The 15,227-nt window shown below is 42.2% G+C and carries 8 protein-coding genes; 3 read left to right on the top strand and 5 right to left on the bottom strand.

Features of this window, described 5'->3' with window-relative positions; genetic code table 11:
* Positions 1–84 precede the first annotated feature (84 nt).
* The 4 genes from AC5FX4_RS11835 to AC5FX4_RS11820 form a co-directional block, all read right to left on the bottom strand.
* Complete coding sequence (locus tag AC5FX4_RS11835; protein WP_493606587.1) at positions 85–3,042, bottom strand: TonB-dependent receptor; 2,958 nt, start codon at positions 3,040–3,042, stop codon at positions 85–87.
* A 210-nt stretch (positions 3,043–3,252) separates the two neighbouring features.
* Positions 3,253–4,257, bottom strand: a complete 1,005-nt coding sequence (locus tag AC5FX4_RS11830; protein ID WP_493606586.1) for a LacI family DNA-binding transcriptional regulator — start codon at positions 4,255–4,257, stop codon at positions 3,253–3,255.
* Between the two features lie 15 nt (positions 4,258–4,272).
* On the bottom strand, positions 4,273–5,610 hold the full coding sequence (locus tag AC5FX4_RS11825; RefSeq protein WP_493606585.1) for a glycoside-pentoside-hexuronide (GPH):cation symporter: 1,338 nt from the start codon (positions 5,608–5,610) through the stop codon (positions 4,273–4,275).
* Positions 5,611–5,626: 16 nt separating this feature from the next.
* A complete protein-coding gene (locus AC5FX4_RS11820) occupies positions 5,627–6,976 on the bottom strand; it encodes a GH1 family beta-glucosidase (protein WP_493606584.1) in 1,350 nt (449 codons plus the stop codon).
* Between the two features lie 209 nt (positions 6,977–7,185).
* Here AC5FX4_RS11820 and AC5FX4_RS11815 point away from each other — a divergent pair, with 209 nt between their 5' ends.
* Together AC5FX4_RS11815 and AC5FX4_RS11810 are read left to right on the top strand one after the other, a co-directional pair.
* Entirely contained in the window at positions 7,186–8,451 is a 1,266-nt protein-coding gene (locus AC5FX4_RS11815) for a sugar MFS transporter (RefSeq protein WP_493606583.1), read from the top strand.
* 3 nt (positions 8,452–8,454) lie between these two features.
* Positions 8,455–10,977: a glycoside hydrolase family 3 protein gene (locus AC5FX4_RS11810; RefSeq protein ID WP_493606582.1), complete on the top strand. Its 2,523-nt coding sequence runs from the start codon at positions 8,455–8,457 to the stop codon at positions 10,975–10,977.
* A gap of 335 nt (positions 10,978–11,312) precedes the next feature.
* Here AC5FX4_RS11810 and AC5FX4_RS11805 read toward each other — a convergent pair whose 3' ends face one another.
* Positions 11,313–11,828: a hypothetical protein gene (locus tag AC5FX4_RS11805; RefSeq protein WP_493606581.1), complete on the bottom strand. Its 516-nt coding sequence runs from the start codon at positions 11,826–11,828 to the stop codon at positions 11,313–11,315.
* A 220-nt stretch (positions 11,829–12,048) separates the two neighbouring features.
* On the opposite strand from AC5FX4_RS11805, the gene AC5FX4_RS11800 reads away from it, so the two are divergent.
* The gene (locus AC5FX4_RS11800; RefSeq protein ID WP_493607812.1) at positions 12,049–14,865 is read left to right on the top strand and encodes a TonB-dependent receptor domain-containing protein; all 2,817 of its coding nucleotides are present in this window, start codon (positions 12,049–12,051) and stop codon (positions 14,863–14,865) included.
* The last annotated feature ends 362 nt before the right edge of the window (positions 14,866–15,227 follow it).

Here is a 15,227-nt window from a genome sequence, read left to right as displayed (position 1 = left end):
TTCACTCTAAAATGTCGACATAACATAAAGCCGCTAAAACGCGGCTTTATATAAATGTTAGTGCATTGAAATCAGTCAACGCAGTTAGAAAGTATAACGAGCGCCTAAATTGTAGCGCGCACCGTATTGCGCACCATTTAAGAACTGCTCGGGATAGCGGACATAAACACGTTGCGTTTCTTCAGTTATATTTAAACCTTCAAAAAACACGGTCAACTGCTCTGTAACTTGGTAATTAACGTTAACGTCAATTTGTGAATAAGCCTCAGTAAACACTGGCGACGCATGCTGATCAAAACCTGATAAGAACTCGTCTCGCCAATTATATGAAATACGAACAGATAATCCGTCTTTATCATAAATGGCAGACAGGTTAGCTGAGTCACTCATACCAACTAATGCAAACTGAGCAGTGGTTACATCACGATTTACGCTTACGTCACCGTCAACAAACGTGGCGTTTGCTTGTACACCAAAACCGCTTTCGCCAAGCATATGTTGTACAGCCATTTCCCAGCCATACAATCGCGATGCGCGTAGGTTAACATCACGAGACACAGCAAAACTCGCCAGTGGGTCACTGCCATTCGCGCCAATACGAGTGCCCGTTTCTACGCCCATATTTTCATTGATCCTGTCGTGAATAGCTTGATCTGACGGCTGGATCCCTTCTGCGATTAATTGCTCTCTCGCTTCTTGTGCACGCGGGCCTGAAAAAACGTCGCGCAAGCCATCGATGGTCTCATTGCTGGTCATCTTCACTAGAAAGTTATCAACTTTTTTATTGAAGTAACCAATTGAGGCGTAACTGCCTTCTTGGTAGTAATACTCAAATGACACATCGTAATTGTCTGCTACATAAGGCTGTAATGACGGGTTACCAACAGACACTTTACGTTGGCCTACTTTCGGATTACCCAAAAAGTCTTTGGTTGAACCTAACGCTCCGATGGGCGGACGAGTAAGTGAACGAGAATACGAAGCGCGCGCAATCACGTCATCAACCAATTCGATGTCTAAATCAATGCTAGGTAAAAACTCTTCAGTTTCACCTGAACCTTTTGAAAAACTCTGCTCAGTCGCATAGACATATTCCCACTCGTTGCCATTAACCCATTCCATGGCAACCGCTGGACGCTCTAGACCCGCCGACTCAACATCAGTTTTTTCATAGCGTAAGCCAACTGACACATTTAGCGGGCGTTCTGCAACGTCAAAAGTCATATTTGCCTGAGTGTAAAGCGCGGTTGTCGTTTCTTTCACTCGACTATCATTATCTATCGGACCTGCTTGAAACTGACCGTTGACCTCTTCAGGCCATCCATCGTTGTAAATGTCTGGTGCAATTGTATCTTCTATCGTTTCAAACAAATGCAACACCTGATCAAAATCAGCTGTTAGGTAATAATTTACCGGCTTGTCTTTGGCATTGTTAAAACCGTCTAACAAGCTATCAAGTGCTACACGGTTAAACATGTCATCAGGGAAATGAACCGCCGACCAGGTCCACCATCCTGCAGGTAGGTTTTGAGAATATGCTTTGGTTTGCTTAAACTCCATTTGCGTGCGTGCACCACCAAATGACACTTTATTCAAAAAGCCGCTTTCTGGATTGACCCATTCACCTCTTAACTGAAATTGAGTCATATCGTTTTCTTTCTCTTCCTGAGTCACGGCACCAAATAATGACCCCATATCAGCGCCTGTTAGCTCAGCTTGAGGATTACCTTGACCATCAACAAGGTCAAAGCCCCATAATGGGATCCCACCACCCGACACAGCATTGGTTTTAACATTGATGTTTGCGGTGTTGGGACCAAATGCTTCTCCGGCATCATTACAAAAACCACAAGAAGTATTACCAATAATGAGGAATGCGTCATTACCTAACCCGGCCCCTTCATTCACTGCAGTTGAGTCATGTGCGTCCAATTCAAAACTCAAAGAGTCTGAAGCTTGCCATGTTAAGTTGAAACCCAAAGATTTGTTTTCATTTACATATTCAGCGCGACTCAAGTTAGTTGCGTAGTCGCCGCCAATTTCCGCAACATCCGTATAGGTCCCATTTTCGTTAATTGTGGCACTTTTAACGTTACCACCATTGTTAAACCACACGCCAAACGCATTGCGATTTGATTCAAACTCAAGCTTAGAATAGGTGTAATCAAGTGTCGCCCGGACATCGTCATTGATATCATACTGCAACACTAATTGACCGTTGACTCGTGTGCGTTCGTTGTCATTTATTGAGTATCCTGAGTTCTGTGGATACCAAGTTGTACCATCAGAACGCTGATTGTTATCAGTCAAATCAAGGTCCGGTGACGCACTGATATCTACATTTGGGATCCAGTTATCTATCGCCGCTTTTTCTTCCCGGTTATTGCGGTCTTGATAAGAACCTGACAATAAAATACCCAACCTATCGTCGTTAAAGGTATTACTATAGATACCCGAGATCTCAGGTGTAATATCGTCTCCCGCTTCATTTGAAGTTTCTAAAACGCCTTTTACGCCCAAGGACGCTTTCAATCCAGGTGAGTTCAGCGGTTTTGCGGTGAGCATATTGACAGTTGCGCCAATACCGCCACTTGGTAGAGATGCTTTGGTTGTTTTGTATATTTCTACAGCACTCACACCTTCAGTGGCTATATTTGCAAAGTCGAATGAACGTCCACCCACGGTTGGCAATTGGCGACCATTGAGGGTGACTAAGTTAAACTCTGGGCCCATGCCTCGAACCGTGACTTTGCTACCTTCATTGTTACTTCGATCAATAGACACCCCTGTGATACGCTGCAAAGACTCAGCCAAGTTAGCATCCGGGAACTTACCGATATCTTCAGATGTAATTGCGTCTACAACCCCAGTAGCACTGCGTTTTACGTCCATTGACTTGATGAGACTTCCCTTAATACCTGTAATTTCGATTACTTCTATTTTTTGTTCTTCTTGAGCTACTGCAAAAGGCACTAAGCTACCACCTAAAATGAGCGATAAACTGCTTGCCAGCAAAGACTTATTAAATTGTTTTGTTGTCATAATTGAGTCCCCGGACGTCACGATTGTTTATTGCTACTCAAAAACCATAGAAAGAATTTGAGCAACGCACAATGTAAGCGCTTACATTTAACTTTACACAAATGAAAGCGCTTACATTAAATTAATGTATTATGTTGTTTGTGTCAAATAAAAACCATGCTTAATAATTAGTATATTTATAGAGACAGATGTACTCGTGAATTATTTGCCTTAACTTATCTTCTTAAGACAGGAGTCACGTACAATCAACTGTGGTACAAACACGTCTTGCACTTCTAGACCCTTAACGCCATAAACCTGCTTAAGTATTTGTTTTGCCGCCATATGCCCCATTTCATAAATGGGATAATCCACTGTCGTCAAGGTAGGATATAAGTAGCTGGCATAGATAATATTATCAAAGCCAACGACTGAGAGCTGACTGGGGATCTCTATGCCAAGCTCCCTTGCCCGGGTCATAACACCGGATGCCATTTCATCATTCGCACACACTACAGCGGAAAACTCACCTGCATGTTCCTTTAACCAGTCAAACCCCTCTCTTCCTGAGTTTTGCTGATAATCCCCTTCGTACAAACTGTTTTCATCAAACACGCCATGCGCTTGCTCAATAGCCTGCTTATGTCCTGCAAGTCGCTGTTGCGCATCTTGTTTCCATAAAGGCCCTGAAATGTAGGCGAGTTTATAGTGACCATGTTCAAGTAGGTACTGCGTTGCCAAAAAACCGCCTTCTTTGTTATCTAAGCTAATACATCTCTTAGCAATTTTTTCGATAAAACGATTTATCAAGACAAATTCAACGCCTTTCTCATCAAGCTCTAATAAATAATCATCAGAAACCGCTTCCACATGTAATATAAGCGCATCGCATTTGCGGCCAATTAAAAAATCAATGCTTTCTCTTTCACGATCTTCGTCTGCATGGCCAGAGGTGATAATGGTGTGCTTTCCTTCCATTCTCAATGTGTCTTCAATGGCACTCATCATATCTCCAAAGAACGGACCATGTAGCTCAGATACGAGCACACCCACACTGTTTGAACGATTCGATGCTAAAGATTGGGCGATTGAGTTAGGCTGATAACCAAGTTGCTTCATTGCATCGAGTACTTTTTGCCTCGTTTTGTCGCTCACCTTGGCATTATTGTTCATGACGCGCGACACGGTCGCCAATGACACGCCCGCTAATTCAGAAACTTGGTAGATTGTGGCCATAACCTTCTCTTACTCTTAATTTTGGCTTTGCATTTGCTCTATCTTGACTTGAATGCTTTTCATCTTGTGTGAATCAAGTGTGTAGTTACGCATAAGAAGCGCCACAATCAAAGAACCAAATGCAGGAAAAACGCTAAAACTCAACGCTATACCGTATTGTGTATGTGCAGATTGTGCCATATCCGCTTGATAACCAAAATAGCCAAGTAACCAGCCTGCGATTGCACCACCTAGCGCAATCCCCATTTTGATAAAAAATACCACAGATGAGTATAGCATTCCGGTCACACGACGATTGGATTGTATATGTCCATAATCAATTGTGTCTGCCATCATTGCCCACAACAGCGGCGTAGCCATTTGTAAAAAGAAACTCCAAAATGCAAACAACATACAAGCCAACATCCATTGTTGGTGGTCCACAAGTAATGCACTAGCACAAAGCAATGCAGAAATAAGTTGCAACCAAATATAGGCTTTCACTTTACACACTCTTTTTGCTAACCAACTAGAACATGCACATCCAGCAATGCTTGAGATCATACCGATAGTCACGAATTGGGTAATATTGTCGGGCAGTCCCAAATAGTACTTTACATAATAAACAGCCAAAGACGCTTTCAGTACTTGTCCTGTTAACAGACAGACGCCAACCATCGCCAGTATGCGCCATTGCTCGTTCTTAAATAACAGCTTAAAGTCATCAAGAATTGTAAATGTACGAGCACCTAAAGGGGTACGCATGCGCTCTTTTGTGCCCATAAAACACAACAAGAATAGGACTAGGCCCAATATGCCCATTACCCCCATCGTCAACTGGTAGCCCTTTTGCACGTTACCTTGACCTAACAAGTCCACCAAAGGCATCGTACCGGCCGCAATGATCAAGCCACCCAGCATACCAAATACAAACCTAAATGATTGCAACGAAACGCGCTGAAGCGGATCGGCAGTCATAACGCCACCTAGAGCTGAATATGGAATATTGATTGCGGTATAAATCAACATGAGTAGCGCATAGGTCACAAACGCATAAACGACTTTTAGATCATAAGGCCAATCTGGTGTGGTAAAAGCCAGAACACTTATCAGTGCAAATGGCACACACAACCAAAGCAAGTACGGGCGATATTGCCCATATTTTGTTTTGGTACGATCGGCAAGCGCGCCCATGAGTGGGTCCGTGATAGCATCAAAAATACGTACAACCAAGAACAACGTGCCAACAAGCGTCGGGTCTAATCCCATTACATCCGTGTAAAACAGCAATAAAAACATCATCACTGTTTGAAAAATAAGGTTACTCGCAGTATCCCCGAGTCCATATGCTATTTTTTCTTTTATTGTCAGCATGTACATTCTCTGGTTATTAAGGTCGTTCGTTAAGCATATCTCGATACGCTTTCGCGCTTTGTTTTAGAGTGCGTTGTTGTGTCTGGTAGTCCACATAAACAATGCCGAAGCGTTTTGAATAGCCTTCAGCCCATTCAAAATTATCCATAAGGCTCCATGCAAAATATCCCTTAATCGCAATACCTTGCCCAATCAAACATTCCACGGCATTGAGATGCGACTGAAAATAGGCTATTCGGTCGAAATCTAATACTTCATTATTGACTAATGCATCATCCATCGCGGCCCCGTTTTCTGTGATATAAATGTCGGGTAACGAGTATTTGGTCGAAAGTTCTTCGAGCAACTGCACTAAGCCTGTTGGATATATTTCCCAACCCATATCAGTCAGGTTGCTGGCAGCCGGTGGTTCGCACACCTTAAAACCATTTATATCACAGTGCTGATATATTGCACGGCTGTAATAATTGATGCCCAAATAATCGATAGATTGACTAATGATAGCCATGTCGCCCGCTTCAACTTTAGGCTTATACGCTGTTGGCATTTCATCTATCACATCGGGGTATTTACCTTCGATAATTGGACGCAGGTACCATTGGTTAAAATGTTCATCTGCTAGCTTTGCCGCCGCGATGTCTTGTGCGCTGTCTGTTGCGGCGAAACAAGGGCTAAAGTTCAGTACAATGCCGTTTTTGGCATTAGGGCAATTTTTGTTAAGCGCTTTCAAAGCTAAGCCATGTGCAAGCAATAAATGATGCGCAACTTGTTTAGATTGCTGTTTATTTTTAAATCCAGGCGCATGAATACCAATTTCGTAACCCAAGTAAGCGCTACACCAAGGTTCATTTAACGTGGCGTACGAATAAACCCGATCGCCAAATGCGGTTGAAATCAAATCAGCGTAACGTTCAAACGCTAAAACGGTATCTCGATTAAGCCACCCCCCCTTGTCTTGTAAGTATTGCGGTAGATCCCAATGATAAAGTGTCACAAATGCTTTGATGTTGCGCTCATTTAATCCATCTAACAGATCTGTATAAAATTGTATTCCTTGCTCATTGATGCTGCCATCTTGATTCATCACCCGTGCCCAAGAAACTGAAAAGCGATACGCATCAACGCCTAAATCGTTTATCACTGCCAAATCTTTTTGCCAACGATTAATGTGGTCACAAGCTTCTTCACCGTTAGAACCATCAGCAATATTTTTCGGCTCATCGCAAAACCGGTCCCATATCGTTTCTAATCTCGAGTGTCTGCCGCCTTCAATTTGAAATGATGACGTGGCGACTCCAAAAATAAAGCTTCGGTCATTTAATGGAGAATTATTAGCTAATTGCAAAAGTTTAGTGTGATTTTTCATGCATTCTCATCAATTTTGAGCGCGTTTCATAACCGCTGTGCAACATTAAAAACAACTTGATTGTTGCACCAGCTCATGATTATGCTATAAATGAAAGCGCTTACATTTTTATGTAACGTTAATAGCTAATACTTAATTGGTCAAGAAATTTCCAGTTATTAAATAGTAACCTACTAAAATATAAGAATTAATTTATAAGAGGAATGAATATGGCAGGTACTCCTACATCTATCCCAACATCTGGTCGTGTAGATCATGGTCAAGGTAGAAATACCTTTGCGTTGGGTGCACTCACTACCTTGTTTTTTATGTGGGGCTTTATTACCTGTCTAAACGACATCTTAATTCCCTATTTAAAAGCTCTGTTTTCATTAAGCTACACGCAAGCAATGTTGATCCAGTTTTGCTTTTTTGGCGCGTACTTTGTTGTTTCACTGCCCGCTGGAAAACTGATCAGTAAACTGGGCTATCAAAAAGGCATCATAGTCGGATTGATGGTTGCGTCGTTAGGATGTGCACTGTTCTACCCTGCGGCTAACGATAAGAGTTATATCATGTTTCTAGGCGCTTTGTTCGTATTGGCAAGCGGTATCACGATTTTGCAAGTCTCTGCTAATCCATTTGTAAGCGCTTTAGGTGATCCGCAAACAGCGTCGTCTCGGTTGACCATGACACAGGCTTTTAATTCGCTAGGTACGACTGTCGCCCCCGCTTTTGGTAGCATCCTGATCCTGTCAGCTGGGATTAAATCTCAAGATGTTAGTGGTGTGCAATTTTCCTATTTGTTACTCGCTGGTATGCTATTCACGCTCGCTGTCATTTTTTCACTTTTTAAACTACCAAAAGTTAGCCATGATGACGGCACAATAGATAGCCAAACATCACAATTCAATATTCTTCATCATAAGCACTTGTCATTAGGTGCTATTGCTTTGTTTCTCTATGTTGGGGCTGAAGTTGCCATAGGTAGTTTTTTAATAAATTACATTGGTCTTGAACATATTGCAGCACTCGATGAGTCAGAGGCGGCACACCTCATCGCCTATTATTGGGGAGGCGCGATGATAGGCCGCTTTGTCGGCGCTGCCGTTATGCAAAAAGTAAAAGCAGCTCGTGTTCTTATGTTTAACGCATGTGCTGGCGCTTCTTTGGTCCTCATCGCAATGCTCGCATCGGGTCAAATAGCGATGTGGTCTCTGCTGTTAGTTGGCCTTTGTAATTCAATTATGTTCCCGACTATTTTCAGCCTTGCAATTAACTCACTAAAGTCTCAGACAGCGCAAGGTTCTGGCTTGCTTTGTCTCGCCATTGTTGGTGGCGCAATTATTCCCTTAATACAGGGAGTGCTCGCTGATAGTATTGGCTTGCAGCAGTCCTTTATCTTACCTGTACTGTGCTTTTTATTTATCGCTTACTACGGACTTGCAGGGTGTACCCCTAAAAAATTCGCTCGCTTCGAAACTCAACCGGAATAAATCATGACTATGTATAAATACACTTTGGCAGCGCTTTCATTCGCTATACTTCAAGGCTGCTCGCAACAAACCAGTACACAAAGTGAAGTACACCAGCAACATATCTGGCCCAAACTGCCCATTGCCATTAAACAAGACCCGAATGTTGAAGCTAAAATACATAACCTCCTTAAAAGCATGAGTTTAGAGCAAAAAGTGGCACAAATGATCCAGCCCGAGATCAGAGATGTGAGTGTTGAAGATATGAGGCGCTACGGATTTGGCTCATATTTAAACGGCGGTGGCGCTTTTCCTAATAATGATAAACACGCAACCCCAGCGGATTGGATTGCACTGGCTGAGAAAATGTATCAAGCATCCATTGACGACAGCCTAGATGGTATTGCCATTCCGACTATGTGGGGAACAGATGCTGTGCATGGTCATAACAATGTGATTGGCGCGACCTTGTTCCCTCATAACATTGGACTTGGCGCTACCAATAACCCTGAACTTATTGAACAAATAGCGGCTATCACAGCCAAAGAAGTGATGGTAACTGGTATCGATTGGGTGTTTGCGCCTACTGTGGCTGTTGCCCGTGATGATCGTTGGGGCCGAACGTATGAAAGTTACTCTGAAGATCCCAAAATCGTAGGTGACTATGCCAAAGCGATTGTTTCTGGATTACAAGGCCGAGCTGGTGACGACTTTTTATCTGAAAACCGTGTAATTAGCACCGTTAAACACTTTTTAGGCGATGGCGGCACTGTCAACGGCGACGATCAAGGTAACAACATTGACGACGAGCAAACGCTTTTTAACATCCACGCACAAGGCTATGTGCACGGGTTAAGTGCAGGCTCACAGTCAGTTATGGCATCGTTTAACAGTTGGAATGGCAGTAAGATCCACGGCAATCAATACTTACTCACAGAAGTGCTAAAAAATAAAATGGGGTTTGACGGATTTGTTGTTGGTGATTGGAATGGTCACGGGCAAGTTGATGGGTGTAGCAATGAAAGCTGTCCTCAAAGTATCAACGCTGGCTTAGACATTTTTATGGTACCTACCCAAGCATGGAAGCCGCTATTAGAAAATACCATTGCGCAAGTCAAAAACGGACAAATCCCAATACAACGTATTGACGATGCAGTAACACGTATTCTGCGTGTTAAATTCCGCGCTGGATTATTTGATAAACCAAGTCCTGCAAATCGTCCTTTGTCCGGTAAAACCGAGTTAATTGGCCACCCTGCTCACAGAGCGGTAGCGCGTCAGGCCGTGCGCGAATCCTTAGTATTATTAAAAAACAATAAGCAACTTTTACCTTTATCGCCCAACGCTCACGTATTGGTGGCTGGTGATGGTGCACATAACATTGGTAAACAATCTGGAGGCTGGACAATCACATGGCAAGGTACCGGAAACAATAATGCGGACTTTCCTGGTGGAAGCTCTATTTATGACGGTATAAAGTCCGTCGTTGAGCAAAACGGCGGAAAAGCCACTTTAAGCGAAGACGGCAGCTACACACAAAAGCCCGATGTCGCGATTGTTGTATTCGGTGAGGAGCCTTATGCCGAGGGTAATGGAGATCTACAAACACTCGACTTCCAACCGAATGATCACAAAGATCTCAGGTTACTTCAAAGCCTTAAAAGTCAGGGGATCCCTGTAGTATCTGTATTCATTACTGGCAGGCCGCTATGGACTAACCCAGAAATTAATGCATCTGATGCATTTGTTGTGGCTTGGTTGCCAGGCTCTGAAGGTAACGGTGTGGCTGATGTATTGTTTAAACGCGCCAATGGTAACGTAAACTATGATTTCAAAGGCAAACTATCCTTCTCTTGGCCCGCTGCGCCTAGTGGCACTTTGCCTAATTTGAATGATCATAACTACAAGCCCCAATTTCCCTACGGATACGGTTTAACATACGAAGACACGTGTATGTTGCCATTACTCGATGAATCAGTCAGTAACGATGGGCAAGCCGAACAATCGCGAGATATTCTTAATGGCACGATTAAACATCCTTGGACGTTAACTTTACAGTCAGTTGAGCAATCAAAAGAGATGCTTAGTAACACGCTAAACCTAGGTAGTATTCAAGCTCGTACTTCTGACAAATTAGTGCAAGAAGACGCGAGAACGATCAATTTTGACGGCAGCAGCAATGCTAAGGTACAAATTGCAAGTCCGTTTACAGAAGATCTTCGAAACTACACAGCGAGTAGCAGCGCAATTAGTTTTGAGATAAAAGTATCGTCAGGTTCGCTCAGCGACACCAAGTTTGGCATGAACTGTGATACAGCCTGCTCTAATGGACTACCGCTTGATAAGTTGCTCGAAGATCCTACAAGCCAGTCATGGCAGAAAGTGTATGTACCTACGTCTTGTTTCTTTAATCAAACAGATAAGATGGCCAAAGTGTCTAGCCCGTTCGCAATTGCGTCTAGTGATAAGATAACATTAAGTATTGCTAGCATAAAACTAGAAAAGTCCGTTGATAAAGTGGTGCGCTTTCATTATCAATGTGAATAAACACATTTTGTAAGGGGCTTAAGGCCCCTTTTTTAATGTTCTAATCGTTCGTTATCCCAAAATTGAGAGCATACGGATTAACGAGTGCTTCCACTGAGCATTTTACAAGCAAAAACATCAACAAAAAGGACGATAAGTTATAAAAACTACAGGTATGTTTATTTAATTTAATATATTCCGATATTTTTGGATATAAATATGTACTTATATTGTTGGCGGGCAACTTACACCCGCCCCTTGCTATATCTCTCTATAATCTCGCATGCTTAGTATAATTTTTTGTTATTACATATAGAAATTAGAATAAACTAACGTCACAGATTGCAACAAAGTCGTTACCACTTAAACAAACGACATTTTTGCTTTGTGCTTAACCCATAGTTTGCAACCGTATATTGCCCTACCTTCTTTTCCCTAACAGGATCAAAGGTAAAAGTTTCCATAGACACATCTAACGTGCCATTAGTATCGAGTGTATAAGTCGACTGAATTTTAACGTTACCAATTTCAAAGAGGCTCATAAACTCATTGCCTACGAGGTATTGGTCAATAACAATACCGTTGTTTTCATCTACAGCAAAATGACCTATGTTTGAGTCTATATCGAGCAATGTGTAGTTTCTAATTTGCTGTGCTTGACCTTCACCATAGGTGATAATCCAGTTAGCTTTCTTATCGTTAACTGCGCTTACCTCCAAAGCCATAGGAAAATGATAAAAACTTCCCCTTTTAGGAGATATGAGATCACACTGTCCTTTGAAATATCCGCTCCATCCTTCGGGTACTTCAGCAACACTTTGCCCACTTACAAAAACCACCGCCAGAGTTAACAAAATCTTCTTTTTATTCATAACACACTCCTTTTATATATTACATTTAACATTGAATATTCAATTTCAAAACAAATGAAATAATTTATAAATATACCAGCATTACCCCATTTGCAAACATTATTTTTGCGTATTAAGATGCGCGCCCCAATAAAACCAGACTTATAAATTAAGCCTGTTTCTAATTCACAAATTAGATTCATTTAGGAAAGTAAAATTGAATAAATTAAATCCATTAAGCATGTCAGTGAAGTTGTTGTGCTTGGGTGCGGTTGTAACTGCGCCTGCACAATTTGCATATGCCAGTGAAGACGGTGTTGAGAAAATCCAAATTACGGGTTCACGCATCTCACGAGAAGGTGATATCGCACCAAGCCCAGTATCAGCTATTTCAGGCGAAGAACTCGTTAATACTGGTGCCCTGAATATCGGTGAAGCATTGAATAAGATGCCAAGCTTAAAGCCAACTTATGGCATGCAGAACTCAGGTCGTTATATTGGGACGTCAGGCCTGAATCTACTAGATCTTCGTGGTATGGGTACCGACAGAACATTGGTTTTAGTTAATGGTAAACGCCATGTATCAAGTAATGGTGGTACAGCTGCCGTTGATACAAACTCAATTCCAACAGCGTGGATAGAGCGTGTTGATATTATAACAGGTGGTGCATCCGCTGTTTATGGCGCAGACGCAGTAACAGGTGTTGTAAACTTTATCCTAAAAGATAATATCGAAGGTTTCTCTGCTTCAGCGACACATGGTGAAGCGCAGCATTCGGATTACAGCAACGACAAATTATCACTCTCATATGGCCAATACTTCCTTGATGGCAATGCTAACTTCGGTATTTCATACGAATATGCGACACAGGATAGACTGAATGCGCTTGATAATAAGTTCACTAACTACGCAGTGCGCACACTTAAAAACTTTGAGCAAGACCCAACCCGTCCTGACGATATCAACAACCCAGACCGCAAAGTATATGACAACGCTGGTATTTTCGCGTTAAACGAGGCTGGTGCATACCAAGCTGGTGATACTTGGTACACATTTAATGAAGATGGGTCAACGCGTCCAATCGCACTTGGCGATAAAGTAGATGGTATTTCATGTGTAGATTGTGAAATCATCAATCTAAGAAAGTACACAGCGGTTCAGCCAACTTTCGACAGACACATTGTTAACCTAAAAACGACTTATTACCTAAACGACGACGCAAAAGTTTACTTTGAAGGTAAGTATGCAAAAGTTGAATCAGAAGATTGGGGCCAACCTAGTTATTTTTACTTTAGCAAAGGCGTTAATATTGCGCGTGATAACGCATATTTAGACTCAAGTACAGCTAAGGTTATGGACGAAAATGGTCTAGATTCAATCACAGTTAACCGATTTAATGGCGATATTGGTCGTCGTTTTGAGATCAATGACCGCGAAACGACACGTTTTGTTCTTGGTATCGATGGCGTTATGGCTAACGATTGGGAATATGAAGCATTTGTTAACTCAGGCAAAACTGAATTAAAACGTGCCAACTATAACAACCTAATCAAACCAAACTTCCGTGCCGCGACAGACGCAGTTTTTGATGCAAATGGTAATATCGTATGTCGCGATGAACAAGCTCGTCAAAATGGCTGTGTAGCGATGGATATCATGGGTTACGGCCGTCCAAGCCAAGCGTCAATCGACTATGTAAACACGACGTCGTTTGGTTCTACAACCATAGAACAGCTTAACGCTGGTGCTACTTTCTCAAATGGCGGATTAATTGATTTACCAGCTGGCCCTATGGGCGTAGCGTTTGGTGTAGAGTACCGTAAAGAAAAAAGCCGCCAAATTGAAGATGATAATGCGAAATCGGGCGAAACTTTCTTCAACGCGTTAGGTGAAGATGCGGGTGAGTTTGACGTATCTGAAGTTTTCTTTGAGACGTCAATGCCATTAATTGGTGACCTGCCGCTAATCGATACTTTAACACTTGATGTTGCTGCTCGTTATGCTGATTACAGTACAACTGGCGATGTAACAAGTTGGAAAGTGGGTATCGATTGGGTTGTTTATGATGATTTAAGATTCCGCTCAACTTTATCAGAAGCAATTAGAGCGCCGAACATTGGCGAATTATTTGGTGCTGCGAGTGAAACTTTCTACAGTATCGAAGACCCATGTCGTGCTAAGTACCTCGACGAAGTATCTGGCCAATCAAAAGTGACTCGTCAAACAAACTGTAGCGCCCTTGGCGTACCTACAGGTTTCGACACGCCGTACGACGATGCTTCGGTTAAAGGCACAACAAGTGGTAACAAAAACCTTCGACCTGAAGAATCAACAAGCTACACAATCGGAGCGGTGTATACACCAAGCTATATCGACGGTTTAAGCCTAACAGTTGATTACTGGAATATTAAACTTGATGAGTCAATCAGTTCAATTTCTGCACAGCAAATCATTGAGCGCTGTGTTGATGCTGACGATATTAACAATCAATATTGTGCATTAATTAGTCGCAGTAATGACGGCAGAATCGTTAACATTCAAAACAGTGTGCTGAATATTTCTAAGCAAACGGCCGCTGGTGTTGACTTTGAAATTAACTACGATATCAGCACGACGGTTGGTGACTTTAAAACTCGCCTAGTTGCGACTCGTCTTATTGAAAACCGCGTTTATCCTTTCCAAGATGAATTAGAAAGTTTTGAAGAATATGCGGGCGTAGATTCAGAGCCGAGCTGGAAAGGGTCTGTCGACGTAGACTACGAGTACCAAGATTTCTTTGCTACGTGGCAAACACGCTACATGAAACGTTCTGCAAGATACCGTGGTGATGAGTTAGTAACAAACCCTAACCCATCTAATTTCATGGAATTTGCATCTTACGTAATCAGTGATGTAAAGGTTGGTTACCACTTCGATAATGGTGCAACAGTGCAGTTGGGTATCGACAACTTGTTCGATAAAGCCCCTTCTCGATTCACGACAGGCACAGATGACGAAGGCGCTGCATATGACCTATTAGGTCGCTTCGGCTACCTTAAACTGTCTTATAAATTCTAATTATTTGAAATAAAGTCAGTAAGGCACGCTTTCACGGCGTGCCTTTTTTTATGTATAGTACATAACATAAATTTCCAGCCGACCAAATTCACACACATCTCTATGTAAACCGTACTCTTCTAGCAATAAATTTCTACAAACTCACTTAGAGTGTGTAATGCTAGCGTTTAGATGATCCTAACCTTAGCCAAGAAACCAAAATACACGTGTTAGCGCACTGCCATCTTGTTTAATAGTTTCATCGCTGAGCATATTCTTCATTCTCTACTTATTTTTAACATTCATCACCATAAACAAGTGGTAATACACAGTGTTCACCACTTAATGTTACCCCTCATTCATAATGACTCACTTTAACCATA

This window comes from Pseudoalteromonas sp. ATL1 (genome assembly GCF_058933015.1).
The sequence above is the reverse complement of the archived record's forward strand: the minus strand, read 5'-3'. Positions and strand labels throughout refer to the sequence as shown.